The following is a 12,770-nucleotide window of genomic DNA, read 5'->3' as shown; positions in this document are numbered from 1 at the left end:
CTTTTCTCTGTCGGTTTTCAGCGTCGTATTTCACTGCTGAAACCCTGCTGACCCGGCGGCTTGTTTGCCGTTGTTCCGTGTCAGTGGAGGCGCATTATAGGGAGTAATTCTGAAGTGACAAGCATAAATTCAAAAAAACAATTCAAGCGCTCACTTTTCAACCAAATCATCGTTTGGACTTTAATTCTTGCCTGGTTTTTAAACAAAAACGAGCCCAGAGGGCCCGTTTTTGTCGTTTTGTGACTTACTGCACTGCCACGATACGGTCGTCTTTCACCACCAGCTCGACGGTTTTACCCGGAACCAGCTCGCCAGACAAGATTTGCTGGGCTAACGGGTTCTCTATCTGTTGCTGGATGGCACGTTTCAATGGACGCGCACCGTATACCGGGTCGTAGCCATTTTCGCTCAGCAGCTTCAGCGCCTCATCGGACATATGCACTTCATAGCCGCGCTCTTCCAGACGTTTATACAAACGCTGCAGTTGGATCTGCGCAATAGAAGCAATGTGTTTTTCACCCAACGGATGGAAGACCACCACTTCATCGATACGGTTGATAAACTCCGGACGGAAGCGCTGACTAACCACGCCAAGCACCAGATCCTTCATATGACCGTAGTCCAGCTCGCCGAAACGTTCCTGAATCAGATCGGAACCGAGGTTAGAGGTCATGATGACAACCGTATTACGGAAGTCGACCGTTCTCCCCTGCCCGTCGGTCAGGCGACCATCGTCAAGCACCTGCAGCAGAATGTTAAATACATCCGGATGCGCTTTTTCCACTTCATCCAGCAGGATGACGGAATAAGGACGACGACGAACCGCTTCGGTCAGATACCCGCCCTCTTCGTAACCCACATATCCCGGAGGCGCACCGACCAGACGCGAGACGGAGTGTTTCTCCATAAATTCGGACATATCGATACGCACCATCGCGTCGTCGCTGTCGAACATGAAGTTAGCCAGCGTTTTGCAAAGCTCAGTTTTACCCACCCCGGTCGGGCCGAGGAACAGGAACGAACCAATAGGCCGGTTCGGGTCAGACAATCCGGCGCGGCTACGGCGAATGGCGTTGGATACCGCTTCAACCGCTTCATCCTGGCCAATGACGCGGTGATGCAGATCCTGCTCCATACGCAGCAGTTTTTCGCGCTCGCTTTCCATCATCCGCGCCACCGGAATGCCGGTCCAACGCGCCAGCACTTCGGCAATCTCGGCATCGGTTACTTTGTTACGTAACAGGCGCATCGTTTTGCCTTCAGACTGGGTGGCTGCCGCCAGCTGTTTTTCCAGCTCCGGAATTTTACCGTATTGCAGCTCGGACATCCGCGCGAGGTCGCCAAGACGTCGTGCTTGTTCGATGGCAATTTTGGCTTGTTCCAGCTCGGCTTTAATAGTCTGCGTACCGGAGAGTGATGCTTTTTCCGCTTTCCACTCTTCTTCCAGCACCGAATACTGGCTTTCTTTGTCCGCCAGCTCTTCATTAAGCATATCGAGACGTTTCAGGCTCGCTTCATCGGCCTCTTTCTTCAGCGCCTGCTGTTCCAGCTTCAACTGGATGATACGGCGATCGAGACGGTCCAGCTCTTCCGGCTTCGAGTCGATCTGCATACGGATGCTGGATGCCGCTTCATCGATAAGGTCGATAGCTTTATCCGGCAACTGACGGTCGGCAATATAGCGATGCGACAGGGTCGCCGCCGCCACGATGGCCGGGTCAGTGATCTGCACGTGGTGGTGCAGTTCATAACGTTCTTTCAGACCGCGCAAAATCGCGATGGTATCTTCTACCGTCGGCTCGGCAACAAACACTTTCTGGAAACGACGTTCCAGCGCAGCGTCTTTTTCAATGTACTGGCGGTATTCATCAAGGGTGGTGGCGCCGACGCAGTGCAGTTCACCGCGTGCCAGGGCCGGTTTCAGCATGTTGCCGGCATCCATCGCGCCGTCGGCTTTACCCGCGCCGACCATGGTGTGCAGCTCATCGATAAACAGGATAACGTTGCCTTCCTGTTTCGCCAGATCGTTCAGCACGCCTTTCAGACGTTCTTCGAACTCGCCGCGATATTTCGCCCCGGCCACCAGCGCGCCCATATCCAGCGCTAATACCCGACGGCCTTTCAGCCCTTCTGGTACTTCGCCGTTGACGATACGCTGCGCCAGTCCTTCGACGATTGCCGTTTTACCCACCCCGGGCTCACCAATCAGTACCGGGTTGTTTTTAGTACGGCGCTGAAGTACCTGGATGGTACGACGGATCTCTTCATCACGGCCGATCACCGGGTCCAGCTTGCCTTGTTCGGCCCGTTCGGTCAGATCGACGGTAAATTTTTTCAATGCCTGACGTTGGTCTTCGGCACCCTGATCGTTCACGCTTTCACCTCCGCGCATTTGTTCAATCGCCTGAGTCACATTGGCGGTTGTTGCTCCGGCAGATTTCAGCAGGTCGGTCAGCGTACCGCGTGATTCAAGCGCCGCCAGAACGAACAGTTCTGACGAAATAAAGTTATCCTTTCTCTTTTGCGCCAGCTTGTCGCAAAGATTGAGAATACGCACCAGATCCTGAGACGGCTGCACGTCGCCGCCGGTACCTTCTACCTGCGGTAAACGGCTCAGCGCCTGTTCGATTTGGCTGCGTAACGCCACGGCGTTAACACCCGCCGAGGTTAATAAAGGATGTACCGATCCCCCTTCCTGATTCAGCAAGGCGCTCATTAGATGAAGTGGTTCGATGAATTGGTTGTCGTGCCCGAGTGCTAGCGACTGGGCATCGGCAAGAGCAAGCTGGAATTTATTAGTAAGACGATCCAGACGCATAACTCCTCCCATAAACAGGTCAAATTTGCTACTGGAGATTAAATGAGGTCATCCCTCAATTATTCAAGGTTAAAGACCTGAACTATGTGAAAAATAAGTTTGCCTTCTGGATCGTCTTGATTCTCTAGGTTATATCAGCCAAATGAAACTTGCCATACGACCTGTGGTCTTGTCGCGACGATAAGAGAAAAAATCATCCTTTTCACTTAGAGTGCAACGATCGCCGCCGAAAATCTGCTCCACGCCGACGTTTGCCAGGCGCTGACGAGCCAATTGATAGATATTAGCAAAATATTTTTCACCGGCAGGACGGAAGGCGCTCTCCGCCTGGGCATCTTTGGCGATGAAAGCCTCGCGCACTTCCGCACCGACTTCAAACGCCTCAGGGCCAATTGCCGGACCAAGCCAGGCCAGGATATTTTCCGGTTTATCATTAAAGCAGGCGACCGTTTCTTCCAGTACGCCTTCACATAAGCCGCGCCATCCGGCGTGCGCTGCCGCCACCTCGGTTCCGTCGCGGTTACAGAACAGCACCGGCAGGCAGTCCGCGGTCATCACCGCACAAACGGTACCCGGCGTATTACAGTATGACGCATCGGCGCGTTTTGACACGTACGGCCCGCCATCCAACTTTAGTACCGTGGTACCATGCACCTGCTCCAGCCACACCGGATAAGAGGGTAATCCGCCAGCGGCAAACATCCGCCGGCGGTTTTCTTCGACATGCGGGAGATCGTCGCCGCAATGGGCGCCAAGGTTCAACGAGTCATACGGAGGCAGGCTCACGCCGCCCACACGAGTAGAACTACAGGCCGCCACGCCTTTCGGCATTGGCCACTGCGGAACAATCAGCTTTGTCATAACCAGTCAATATCGTCCTTATGGGCTTCAAAATCGGCGCGCATGGCGTCGATCAGATCCACCATATCCTGCGGGATCGGCGCATGCCATTCCATCTCAATACCGGTAATTGGGTGATACAGACGCAGCATCGTCGCGTGCAATGCCTGGCGATCGAATTTGCGTAGCGCGCTGATGAACTCGTCCGATGCCCCTTTCGGCGGACGCGGGCGGCCGCCGTAAACCTGATCGCCCACCAGCGGATGGGTGATATGCGCCATATGGACGCGAATCTGGTGGGTACGGCCGGTTTCCAGACGCAGGCGCAAACGGGTGTGGATACGGAAATGTTCCATAATGCGGTAATGGGTCACCGCCGGTTTCCCCATCGGGTGAACCGCCATATGCGTGCGCTTGGTTGGGTGACGGCTGATCGGTTCTTCAACCGTACCGCCAGCGGTCATGTGGCCGATGGCCACCGCTTCATACTCGCGGGTAATTTCGCGCAGCTGCAGCGACTCGACCAGACGCGTTTGCGCCGGAATAGTCTTCGCCACGACCATCAGGCCGGTGGTGTCTTTATCCAGACGGTGGACAATTCCCGCGCGCGGTACATCGGCAATGGGCGGATAGTAATGCAGCAGCGCATTCAGCACAGTACCGTCAGGGTTGCCCGCACCGGGGTGCACAACCAAATCACGTGGTTTGTTGATGACCAGGATGTCGTCATCTTCATAGACGATATTGAGCGGAATATCCTGCGGTTCAAAACGCACGTCTTCCTCGATCTCAACATCGATAGAGACGGCCTCGCCGCCAAAAACTTTTTCTTTCGGCTTGTCGATGACGTTGCCGTTTACCAGCACGCGCTGGTCAAGGATCCATTCTTTTATCCGCGAACGTGAATAATCCGGGAACAATTCGGCCAAAGCCTGATCTAAGCGTTGACCGAGTTGATTTTCGGACACCGTTGCGGTGAGTTGTACTCGTTGTGCCATATACAGCTTCTTCGTTTAACGTTGGGTTTTACGGCTTTGCCGTTTAATATAGTGTGCTATTGTAGCTGGTCTTAATCGGGAGCAGGAACAGAGATTCTCCCGCATAAACATTTTGAGGAAGTCAAAACGTCATGACGCGCATGAAATACCTGGTGGCAGCAGCCACACTGAGCCTGGCTTTGGTGGGTTGCTCTGGCTCAAAGGAGGAGGTGCCTGATAATCCGCCGAATGAAATTTACGCGACCGCCCAGCAAAAGTTGCAGGACGGTAACTGGAAACAGGCAATAACGCAACTGGAAGCGTTGGATAATCGCTATCCATTTGGTCCTTACTCCCAACAGGTACAGCTGGACCTGATTTATGCGTATTACAAAAATGCCGATTTGCCGCTGGCTCAGGCCGCAATCGATCGTTTCGCTCGTCTGAATCCTACGCATCCAAACATTGACTACGTCATCTATATGCGCGGCCTGACTAACATGGCCCTCGATGACAGCGCTCTGCAGGGCTTCTTCGGCGTCGATCGTTCCGACCGCGACCCGCAGCACGCTCGCGACGCATTCAATGATTTCTCGAAGCTGGTTCGCGGTTATCCGAACAGCCAGTACGCCACTGACGCCTACAAGCGTCTGGTGTTCCTGAAAGATCGTCTGGCGAAGTATGAGCTATCGGTGGTGGATTATTACACCGACCGCGGCGCCTGGGTTGCCGTTGTGAACCGCGTTGACGGTATGCTGCGTAACTACCCGGATACACAGGCCACTCGCGATGCGCTGCCGAAGATGGAAAACGCCTATCGTCAGATGCAAATGAACGCGCAGGCTGACAAAGTCGCCAAAATCATCGCCGCCAACGGCAAAAACACCTGAGGGTGATAGCAGAAAGCAAAACGGCAGCCACGCGGCTGCCGTTTTTTTATTCAATGAACACCAGCGCTGAAGCGGTTTAGCGCCGAGTTAACTCATCAAATATGGCGCCCTTTCTTCATTTCGACAAGTAAAATCTCATCCGTTCCTGTCCTGTCTCACAAAATGAATTCGTTGACAAAAAGTGACATTTAAATGTGATTTAGATCACACATTTTGACATTGGGCGAGGTATGCTGGGTTCACCAAGACGGGAAAGACAAGAGGTAAAATTTATGACAATGAACATTACCAGTAAACAAATGGAAATTACTCCGGCAATCCGCCAGCATGTCGCAGACCGTCTCGCCAAACTGGATAAGTGGCAAACTCATTTAATCAACCCGCACATCATTCTCTCTAAGGAGCCGCAGGGTTTTATTGCTGACGCAACCATCAATACGCCGAACGGTCATCTGGTTGCCAGCGCGCGTCATGAAGACATGTACGCCGCCATTAACGAATTGATCAACAAGCTGGAACGGCAGCTGAATAAAGTGCAACACAAAGGGGAAGCCCGCCGCGCCGCCACATCGGTGAAAGAGGCAGGCTTTGTGGAAGAAGAAGAGTAATCCTTAACTTAAGTTGTGTCATGCCACGCGCCTTCGGGCGCGTTTTTCGTTTTTTATTGACAGGATGAAAACAGTACAGGTACTGTAATCCACACTAACCTAAGGAATTCATCGTGAAACGACTCCCGTTCTTCTTCGCATTCTTTTTTACCTTCCCCTGACTGGGAGGCGGTTCGTCGTATAAGAAAGAATGCGAAGACGAATAACAAGGCCTCCCACGCGGGAGGCCTTTTTTATTGATAACAAGAAAGGCAACACAATTATGACCGAGGAAAACCCATTACTGGCCCTGCGCGACAAAATAAGCGCCCTGGATGAAAAACTGCTCGCGCTGCTGGCCGAACGCCGCGGCCTGGCGGTGGAAGTCGGGAAAGCGAAGCTGGAATCGCACCGTCCGGTACGCGATATCGACCGCGAACGCGACCTGCTGGAGCGTTTAATGACGCTTGGCAAAAAGCATCATCTGGACGCCCACTACATTACCCGCCTGTTCCAGCTGATTATTGAAGACTCCGTTCTTACCCAACAGGCGCTACTGCAGCAGCATCTCAATAAGATTAACCCCCACTCCGCGCGTATCGCCTTCCTGGGGCCTAAAGGTTCGTACTCACATCTTGCCGCGCGCCAGTACGCCGCGCGTCATTTTGAGCAATTTATCGAAAGCGGCTGCGCGAAATTCGCCGATATCTTTGAGCAGGTCGAAACCGGTCAGGCCGATTACGCCGTCGTGCCGATCGAAAACACCAGCTCCGGCGGGATCAACGATGTGTACGATCTGCTGCAGCACACCAGTCTGTCGATCGTTGGCGAACTGACGCTGCCAATCGATCACTGTGTGCTCGTTTCGTCCTCAACGGACGCCGATAAGATCGAGACCGTCTATAGTCATCCGCAGCCGTTCCAGCAGTGCAGCCAGTATTTAAGCCGCTATCCGCACTGGAAAATCGAGTACACCGAGAGCACCTCGGCGGCGATGGAAAAAGTCGCGCAGGCAAAATCTCCCACCGTTGCCGCGCTGGGTAGCGAAGCCGGCGGCGCGCTGTACGGGCTGCAGGTGCTGGAGCACTGCCAGGCTAACCAGACGCAAAACATCACTCGTTTCCTGGTGCTGGCGCGTAAAGCGGTGAACGTATCCGATCAGGTGCCGGCGAAAACGACGTTGTTAATCGCCACCGGCCAACAGGCGGGCGCGCTGGTTGAAGCGCTTCTGGTGCTGCGTAACCACAACCTGATCATGAGCAAGCTGGAATCGCGCCCAATCCACGGTAACCCGTGGGAAGAGATGTTTTATCTGGATATTCAGGCCAACCTGGAATCCCTTCCTCTACGTAAAGCCTTAAAAGAGCTGGCCGAAATTACCCGTTCGATGAAAGTACTGGGCTGTTACCCGAGCGAAAACGTCGTGCCGGTCGACCCGGCTTAACGTTCAATAAATTGCCGTTTCTTCATCCCTGCCACCGCAACCGGCAGGGTGAAGATGGCGCCGGAAAGCGGATATTGCGCCACTTCGTCGGCGTCCATATTTTCCCGGGTGGTAGTGATATAGAGCGTTTTCATGTCCGCGCCGCCGAAACACGCCATCGTGGGGCAACGCACCGGCACGCGATACTCTTCCAGTTGTTCTCCGTTCGGCGAAAAGCGGGCAATCCGCCAGCCGTCAAACATCGCGCTCCAGTAACAGCCTTCTTCATCAACCGCCGCACCGTCAGGGATCCCCTCTCCCGGATGGAAACGACGAAACACTTCCCGTATGCCCGGCTCGCCCTGCTCATCCAGCGGCGTGCGGTAAATCACCGCGTTTGGCGTATCGGAGGTATACATCCAGCGCTTATCGTCGCTAAATGCCAGACCATTAGCACCATGAATATCGCACTGCACCACCTTTGGCGTCAGGTCATTATCAATCCGTACCAGCAGCGCGCCATTGTAATCCCCCGGCCCCCAGAAGGTCCCTGCGTAAAAACGGCCATCCCGGTCGGTGCCGCCGTCGTTAAAACGCGCCAGATCCGGGTTACTTGGGTTATCACAAATTTTGCGTTGCAGCAGACCACGGGCATCACAAAGCCAGATACCGCTACGTAAGGCAACGATAAAACCGCCCTTCTCGCGCAGAGCAAAGCATCCCACTTCTTCGGGAAATTGCAGAACCTGGTGTTCTTTACTGCGTGTATCGTAGCGGTGAATTTCGCACTCCAGAATATCCGCCCAGTACAGTACCTGTTCGGCATCGCTCCAGGTTGGGCATTCCGGCAGGTGCCCGACGTAATCAAACAGCGGTTGCGGTTGAGCCATCTTTTCATCCCTATAAAAAAAGCCAGCGGGTTACCCCTCTGGCTTTATTGTATACACGTTTAGCGGACTTACTGTCGATTATCATTCGCCTGACGCAGCAGCGTGCGGCTTTCGCTCTGGAAGCGCTGGGCGTAATCGCCAAACCAGTGTTCGACTTTACGGAAGCTGTCGATAAACGCCTGTTTATCGCCCTGCTCCAGCAGGCCAATCGCTTCGCCGAAACGCTGGTAGTAGCGCTTAATCAACGCCAGATTATTTTCTGACGACATAATGATGTCGGCATACAGCTGCGGATCCTGGGCAAACAGACGCCCCACCATCGCCAGCTCCAGCCGATAAATCGGCGAAGAGAGCGCCAATAGTTGCTCAAGACGAACGTTCTCTTCGGCCAGATGCAGGCCATAGGCGAAAGTGGCAAAGTGACGCAACGCCTGAATAAACGCCATGTTCTGATCGTGCTCAACGGCGCTGATGCGGTGCAGTCGCGCCCCCCAGACCTGAATCTGTTCAAGGAACCACTGGTACGCTTCCGGCTGACGCCCATCGCAGTAAACCACTACCTGTTTCGCCAGGCTGCCGCTGTCCGGGCCAAACATCGGGTGCAATCCCAATACCGGGCCGTTATGCGCCGCCAGCATCGCCTGCAGCGGCTCGGCTTTGATGGAAGCCAGATCGACCAGAATGCAATCTGCCGGCAGCGGCGGCAGACGTGAAATCGTCTCGGCTGTGGTATGGATCGGAACGCTGACGATAACCATCCCGGCATCGGCGACAATCTCTGTCGCCCGCGGCCAGTCTTCTTTTTCCAGTACCCGCACCTGATAGCCAGACAGCGTCAGCATCTTCTCAAACAGACGTCCCATCTGCCCGCCGCCGCCAACAATGACCACCGGGCGCAGATTCGGATGCAGCGTTTTGAAGCCTTTGTCGTTTTCACTTGAATACGATTCGCGCATCACCCGACGCAGAACATCCTCGATAAGATCCGGCGGCACGCCGAGCGCCGCCGCCTCTTCCCGGCGGGAAGCCAGCATCGCGGCTTCCCGTTCCGGTACGTAAATCGGCAGGCCATATTTACTCTTAACCTCGCCAACCTCCGCCACCAGCTCCAGGCGCTTTGCCAGCAAATCAAGCAGCGCCTTATCAACTTCATCAATTTGATCGCGCAATGCGGTCAGTTCAGCAACCATACAATCCTCTTAAGCCAGACGTGCCGCCAGATGTCCGCGCAGATCGCTATCGAGCTCGCGCAGCAGTGCATCGGTAGTTTCCCAGCTGATGCAGGCATCGGTGACGGATACGCCATACTTCATATCGCAACGGGGCTGCTCAGAAGACTGATTGCCTTCGTGGATATTGCTCTCAATCATCAGGCCAATGATGGAACGGTTGCCATCTTTGATCTGCGCGACGACGGATTCCGCAACCGCCGGCTGACGACGGAAGTCTTTATTGGAATTACCATGACTGCAATCTATCATCAGCGACGGTTTCAGTCCCGCCTGCGCCATCTCTTTTTCGCACTTCTCAACATCTTCCGGGCCGTAGTTAGGCGCTTTGCCGCCGCGCAGAATGACGTGACCATCCGGATTCCCCTGGGTCTGCAGCAGGCAAACCTGGCCGGCCTGGTTGATGCCGACAAAACGGTGCGGCATGGCGGCGGCGCGCATGGCGTTGATCGCCGTCGCCAGGCTGCCATCGGTACCGTTTTTAAAACCAACCGGCATCGACAGACCGGATGCCATTTCACGGTGGGTCTGCGATTCGGTGGTACGCGCGCCGATAGCGGACCAGCTGAACAGATCGCCAAGGTATTGCGGGCTATTAGGATCGAGCGCTTCTGTTGCCAGCGGCAGGCCCATATTGACCAAATCAACCAGCAGGCGACGCGCGATCTTGAGACCGCCTTCAACATCAAACGAGCCATCCATGTGCGGATCGTTAATCAGCCCTTTCCAGCCAACGGTAGTACGGGGCTTTTCAAAATAGACGCGCATCACCAGGTAGAGGCTATCGCTGACCTCTGCGGCAAGGGCTTTAAATCGACGAGCATATTCGATAGCAGCTTCCGGATCGTGAATTGAGCAAGGACCGCAGACCACCAGCAGACGCGGATCGCGGCCGGCAATAATGTTGGAAATAGTCTGCCGGGAGTGGGCGATCTGCGCTTCCTGCTCCACGGTTAACGGGAATTCGGCTTTCAGCTGATCCGGGGTAATCAGAACTTGTTCATCGGTAATATGTACGTTATTCAGCGCGTCTTTTTGCATGATGGCGATCCTGTATAGCTCGTTTGCGATAGTTGTTGCCTCAGCGGGCATGACGTAACCATACCATATAAAGTAAAGATATCAATCCATATTACGTAAACTTTAATTTACACTAGCAAAATAATTGGCATCGGATTGCCCGCAAACTGTTCATATAAATGTACACATGACGAAAGACTCTTTTTGCCGCCGCGCTTTACTCATTCCTTTACTAAAATTCCTGGTAAGGATTATCTCAAAGCGGCCGGGGCAGCTAATGACGCTTTTTGCCAATAATGCTATTCTCCGCTCAGGCAACTGCGAACTGCGTTTCCCGTGCAATAACGATTTGACGGACCCGTTAATGAAAGAGTTTTACCGTCTATTTTTGCTTTTCTTTTTGCTCATCGCGGGAGTTCCCACTTTTGCCGCTGAGACATCTGAGAACGTTCGCGCCATAGTTTCGGGGATTGTGACTTATACGCGCTGGCCAAATTTATCCGGCCCGCCGAAGTTATGCGTTTTTTCCACCTCCCGATATATCCGCAGTTTGGCTCAGGAAGCGCCGGAAAATTTACCTTATCAACCGGTGATAGTTCGAAATTCACAGGAAGCCCTAAAGGCCAGCTGCGACGGTTTGTATTTCGGCAGTGAAACCCCGGATCAGCAGTCTGCATTAACAAAAAAATATGGCTCCCGTCCCCTATTACTCATAGCGGAACAAAATACCGATTGCTCTTTTGGCAGCGCTTTTTGCTTGCTCATAAATGACGATAGGGTGAGGTTTTCCGTTAATCTGGATGTCCTGACGCATAGCGGTGTACGGGTCAATCCGGACGTACTGATGCTTGCCCGGAAGAAATCACATGAATAAGGATTTTTCTCAGGCCCCGCGCCCCACTTTCAAAAACGCGTTACGCCGAATCAGCATGATAAGCGTAGTGATTTCGATGACGCTGGTCTGGCTTTTGCTCAGCGCCGCCTCTGTCATCACGTTAAAACAGTACGCGCAAAAAAATCTTGAGCTCACCGCGGCAACCATGGGCCGCAGCCTCGAAGCGGCACTGGTTTTTGGCGATGCCACCGCCGCAGAAGATACGCTGGCGACGCTTGGAAGACAGGGGCAATTTTCCGAAGCCACGCTTCTGGACAGCCGTCAGCGTCATTTCGCCGACTGGCGTAATGACGCCTTAGTTAAAAACGAAAAATTCAGTGGTTATATTAGTAAATGGCTGTTTCCTGAACCGACTGTCCAGCCAATCTGGCATCAGGGAAAAATAATCGGTGAGCTTCGTCTGAAGGCGCTCGATCGGTTAATCAGTCATTTTCTCGGTGTTTCGCTGATCGTATTGACCGGTAGTATTCTGCTGGCGTCCGTTATCGCCCTGATGCTCACCCATTCTCTGCACCGCGGTATTGTCACCGCGCTGCAAAGTATTACCGAAGTGGTACATGATATCCGCGAAAACCGCCATTTCTCGCGCCGTGTACCGGAAGAACGTATTGAGGAATTCCATCTCTTCGCCCAGGACTTCAATAGCCTGCTCGGAGAAATGGAGGATTGGCAGCGTCAGCTGCAGGCAAAAAATGCGCAACTGCTGCGCAGCTCGTTACATGACCCACTAACGGGATTGGCGAATCGCGCGGCGTTTCGCAACGTCATCGGTAAACTGATGGACGATGACGCGGCACGCCATAGCTCGGCGCTGCTGTTTCTTGACGGCGATAATTTCAAACTCATTAACGATAACTGGGGACACGCCGCCGGCGATAAAGTCCTTATTGAGGTCGCCAGCCGCCTGATGGCATTCGTTGGCGACCAACACCAGGCATGGCGTCTGGGCGGCGATGAATTCGCCATTTTATTGCACGATGTGCATACAGAAACCGAAGTCCAGGCGCTTTGCGCAACGCTGTCCGAACAGTTTCTCCAGCCATTCAACCTTCACAATGGCCACACGGCAACGCTCTCTCTGAGTATTGGCTATGCTTTGACCTGGGAGCACACCTCGGTGGAGGAGCTGCAGGAACTGGCCGATCAGAATATGTATCGGATGAAAAACCAGCGTTTTCATCACACACAAAAATAAGAAGGA

The 12,770-nt window shown here is 53.7% G+C and carries 12 protein-coding genes and 1 other annotated feature; of the genes, 6 read left to right on the top strand and 6 right to left on the bottom strand.

Annotated features, from left to right (window positions below):
* Nucleotides 1-244: 244 nt before the first annotated feature.
* From clpB to rluD, 3 genes are all read right to left on the bottom strand, one after another.
* The gene (gene clpB, locus ABLV66_RS06415) at nucleotides 245-2,818 is read right to left on the bottom strand and encodes an ATP-dependent chaperone ClpB (protein WP_015703191.1); all 2,574 of its coding nucleotides are present in this window, start codon (nucleotides 2,816-2,818) and stop codon (nucleotides 245-247) included.
* Nucleotides 2,819-2,947: 129 nt separating this feature from the next.
* Entirely contained in the window at nucleotides 2,948-3,679 is a 732-nt protein-coding gene (yfiH, locus tag ABLV66_RS06410) for a purine nucleoside phosphorylase YfiH (RefSeq protein WP_047044442.1), read from the bottom strand.
* Entirely contained in the window at nucleotides 3,676-4,656 is a 981-nt protein-coding gene (gene rluD, locus ABLV66_RS06405; protein ID WP_047044438.1) for a 23S rRNA pseudouridine(1911/1915/1917) synthase RluD, read from the bottom strand. The genes yfiH and rluD overlap by 4 nt, the downstream gene beginning before the upstream one ends.
* Before the next feature lie 131 nt (nucleotides 4,657-4,787).
* Here rluD and bamD point away from each other — a divergent pair, with 131 nt between their 5' ends.
* The 4 genes from bamD to pheA all read left to right on the top strand — a co-directional run bounded on the left by bamD (nucleotide 4,788) and on the right by pheA (nucleotide 7,556).
* A complete protein-coding gene (gene bamD, locus ABLV66_RS06400; protein ID WP_015370268.1) occupies nucleotides 4,788-5,525 on the top strand; it encodes an outer membrane protein assembly factor BamD in 738 nt (245 codons plus the stop codon).
* 272 nt (nucleotides 5,526-5,797) lie between these two features.
* Nucleotides 5,798-6,133 carry a ribosome-associated translation inhibitor RaiA gene (raiA, locus tag ABLV66_RS06395; protein ID WP_002914111.1) on the top strand — a complete coding sequence of 112 codons (336 nt, stop codon included), beginning with the start codon at nucleotides 5,798-5,800 and terminating at the stop codon, nucleotides 6,131-6,133.
* 112 nt (nucleotides 6,134-6,245) lie between these two features.
* Nucleotides 6,246-6,370, top strand: a sequence feature (Phe leader region).
* Nucleotides 6,247-6,294 (top strand): pheA operon leader peptide PheL, encoded by a 48-nt coding sequence (gene pheL / locus ABLV66_RS06390; protein WP_100279143.1) that lies wholly within the window; start codon nucleotides 6,247-6,249, stop codon nucleotides 6,292-6,294. (Overlaps the previous feature by 48 nt.)
* A gap of 25 nt (nucleotides 6,371-6,395) precedes the next feature.
* Nucleotides 6,396-7,556: a bifunctional chorismate mutase/prephenate dehydratase gene (gene pheA, locus ABLV66_RS06385; RefSeq protein ID WP_045395094.1), complete on the top strand. Its 1,161-nt coding sequence runs from the start codon at nucleotides 6,396-6,398 to the stop codon at nucleotides 7,554-7,556.
* Here the strand turns inward: pheA and ABLV66_RS06380 are convergent.
* The 3 genes from ABLV66_RS06380 to aroF form a co-directional block, all read right to left on the bottom strand.
* Entirely contained in the window at nucleotides 7,553-8,425 is an 873-nt protein-coding gene (locus ABLV66_RS06380; RefSeq protein ID WP_348876864.1) for an SMP-30/gluconolactonase/LRE family protein, read from the bottom strand. The genes pheA and ABLV66_RS06380 overlap by 4 nt on opposite strands.
* 68 nt (nucleotides 8,426-8,493) lie before the next feature.
* Complete coding sequence (gene tyrA / locus ABLV66_RS06375) at nucleotides 8,494-9,615, bottom strand: bifunctional chorismate mutase/prephenate dehydrogenase (RefSeq protein WP_015703194.1); 1,122 nt, start codon at nucleotides 9,613-9,615, stop codon at nucleotides 8,494-8,496.
* Nucleotides 9,616-9,624: 9 nt separating this feature from the next.
* On the bottom strand, nucleotides 9,625-10,695 hold the full coding sequence (aroF, locus tag ABLV66_RS06370; RefSeq protein WP_348876863.1) for a 3-deoxy-7-phosphoheptulonate synthase AroF: 1,071 nt from the start codon (nucleotides 10,693-10,695) through the stop codon (nucleotides 9,625-9,627).
* A 343-nt stretch (nucleotides 10,696-11,038) separates the two neighbouring features.
* Between aroF and yfiR the strand changes: the two genes are divergently transcribed.
* Together yfiR and dgcN are read left to right on the top strand one after the other, a co-directional pair.
* Entirely contained in the window at nucleotides 11,039-11,548 is a 510-nt protein-coding gene (gene yfiR / locus ABLV66_RS06365) for a regulatory sequestration protein YfiR (protein ID WP_348876869.1), read from the top strand.
* Nucleotides 11,541-12,764, top strand: a complete 1,224-nt coding sequence (dgcN, locus tag ABLV66_RS06360; protein WP_047044434.1) for a diguanylate cyclase DgcN/YfiN — start codon at nucleotides 11,541-11,543, stop codon at nucleotides 12,762-12,764. Before yfiR ends, dgcN begins: the two co-directional genes overlap by 8 nt.
* Nucleotides 12,765-12,770: the final 6 nt, after the last annotated feature.

The organism is Klebsiella sp. CN_Kp073, from assembly GCF_040065495.2.
Lineage (GTDB): Bacteria > Pseudomonadota > Gammaproteobacteria > Enterobacterales > Enterobacteriaceae > Klebsiella > Klebsiella aerogenes.
This window is presented reverse-complemented; position numbering and strand designations above follow the sequence as displayed.

Coding starts and splice junctions, on each gene's coding strand:
- clpB (WP_015703191.1), bottom strand. CDS start 2,818: ATGCGTCTGGATCGTCTTACTAATAAATTCCAGCTTGCTCTTGCCGAT.
- yfiH (WP_047044442.1), bottom strand. CDS start 3,679: ATGACAAAGCTGATTGTTCCGCAGTGGCCAATGCCGAAAGGCGTGGCG.
- rluD (WP_047044438.1), bottom strand. CDS start 4,656: ATGGCACAACGAGTACAACTCACCGCAACGGTGTCCGAAAATCAACTC.
- bamD (WP_015370268.1), top strand. CDS start 4,788: ATGACGCGCATGAAATACCTGGTGGCAGCAGCCACACTGAGCCTGGCT.
- raiA (WP_002914111.1), top strand. CDS start 5,798: ATGACAATGAACATTACCAGTAAACAAATGGAAATTACTCCGGCAATC.
- pheA (WP_045395094.1), top strand. CDS start 6,396: ATGACCGAGGAAAACCCATTACTGGCCCTGCGCGACAAAATAAGCGCC.
- ABLV66_RS06380 (WP_348876864.1), bottom strand. CDS start 8,425: ATGGCTCAACCGCAACCGCTGTTTGATTACGTCGGGCACCTGCCGGAA.
- tyrA (WP_015703194.1), bottom strand. CDS start 9,615: ATGGTTGCTGAACTGACCGCATTGCGCGATCAAATTGATGAAGTTGAT.
- aroF (WP_348876863.1), bottom strand. CDS start 10,695: ATGCAAAAAGACGCGCTGAATAACGTACATATTACCGATGAACAAGTT.
- yfiR (WP_348876869.1), top strand. CDS start 11,039: ATGAAAGAGTTTTACCGTCTATTTTTGCTTTTCTTTTTGCTCATCGCG.
- dgcN (WP_047044434.1), top strand. CDS start 11,541: ATGAATAAGGATTTTTCTCAGGCCCCGCGCCCCACTTTCAAAAACGCG.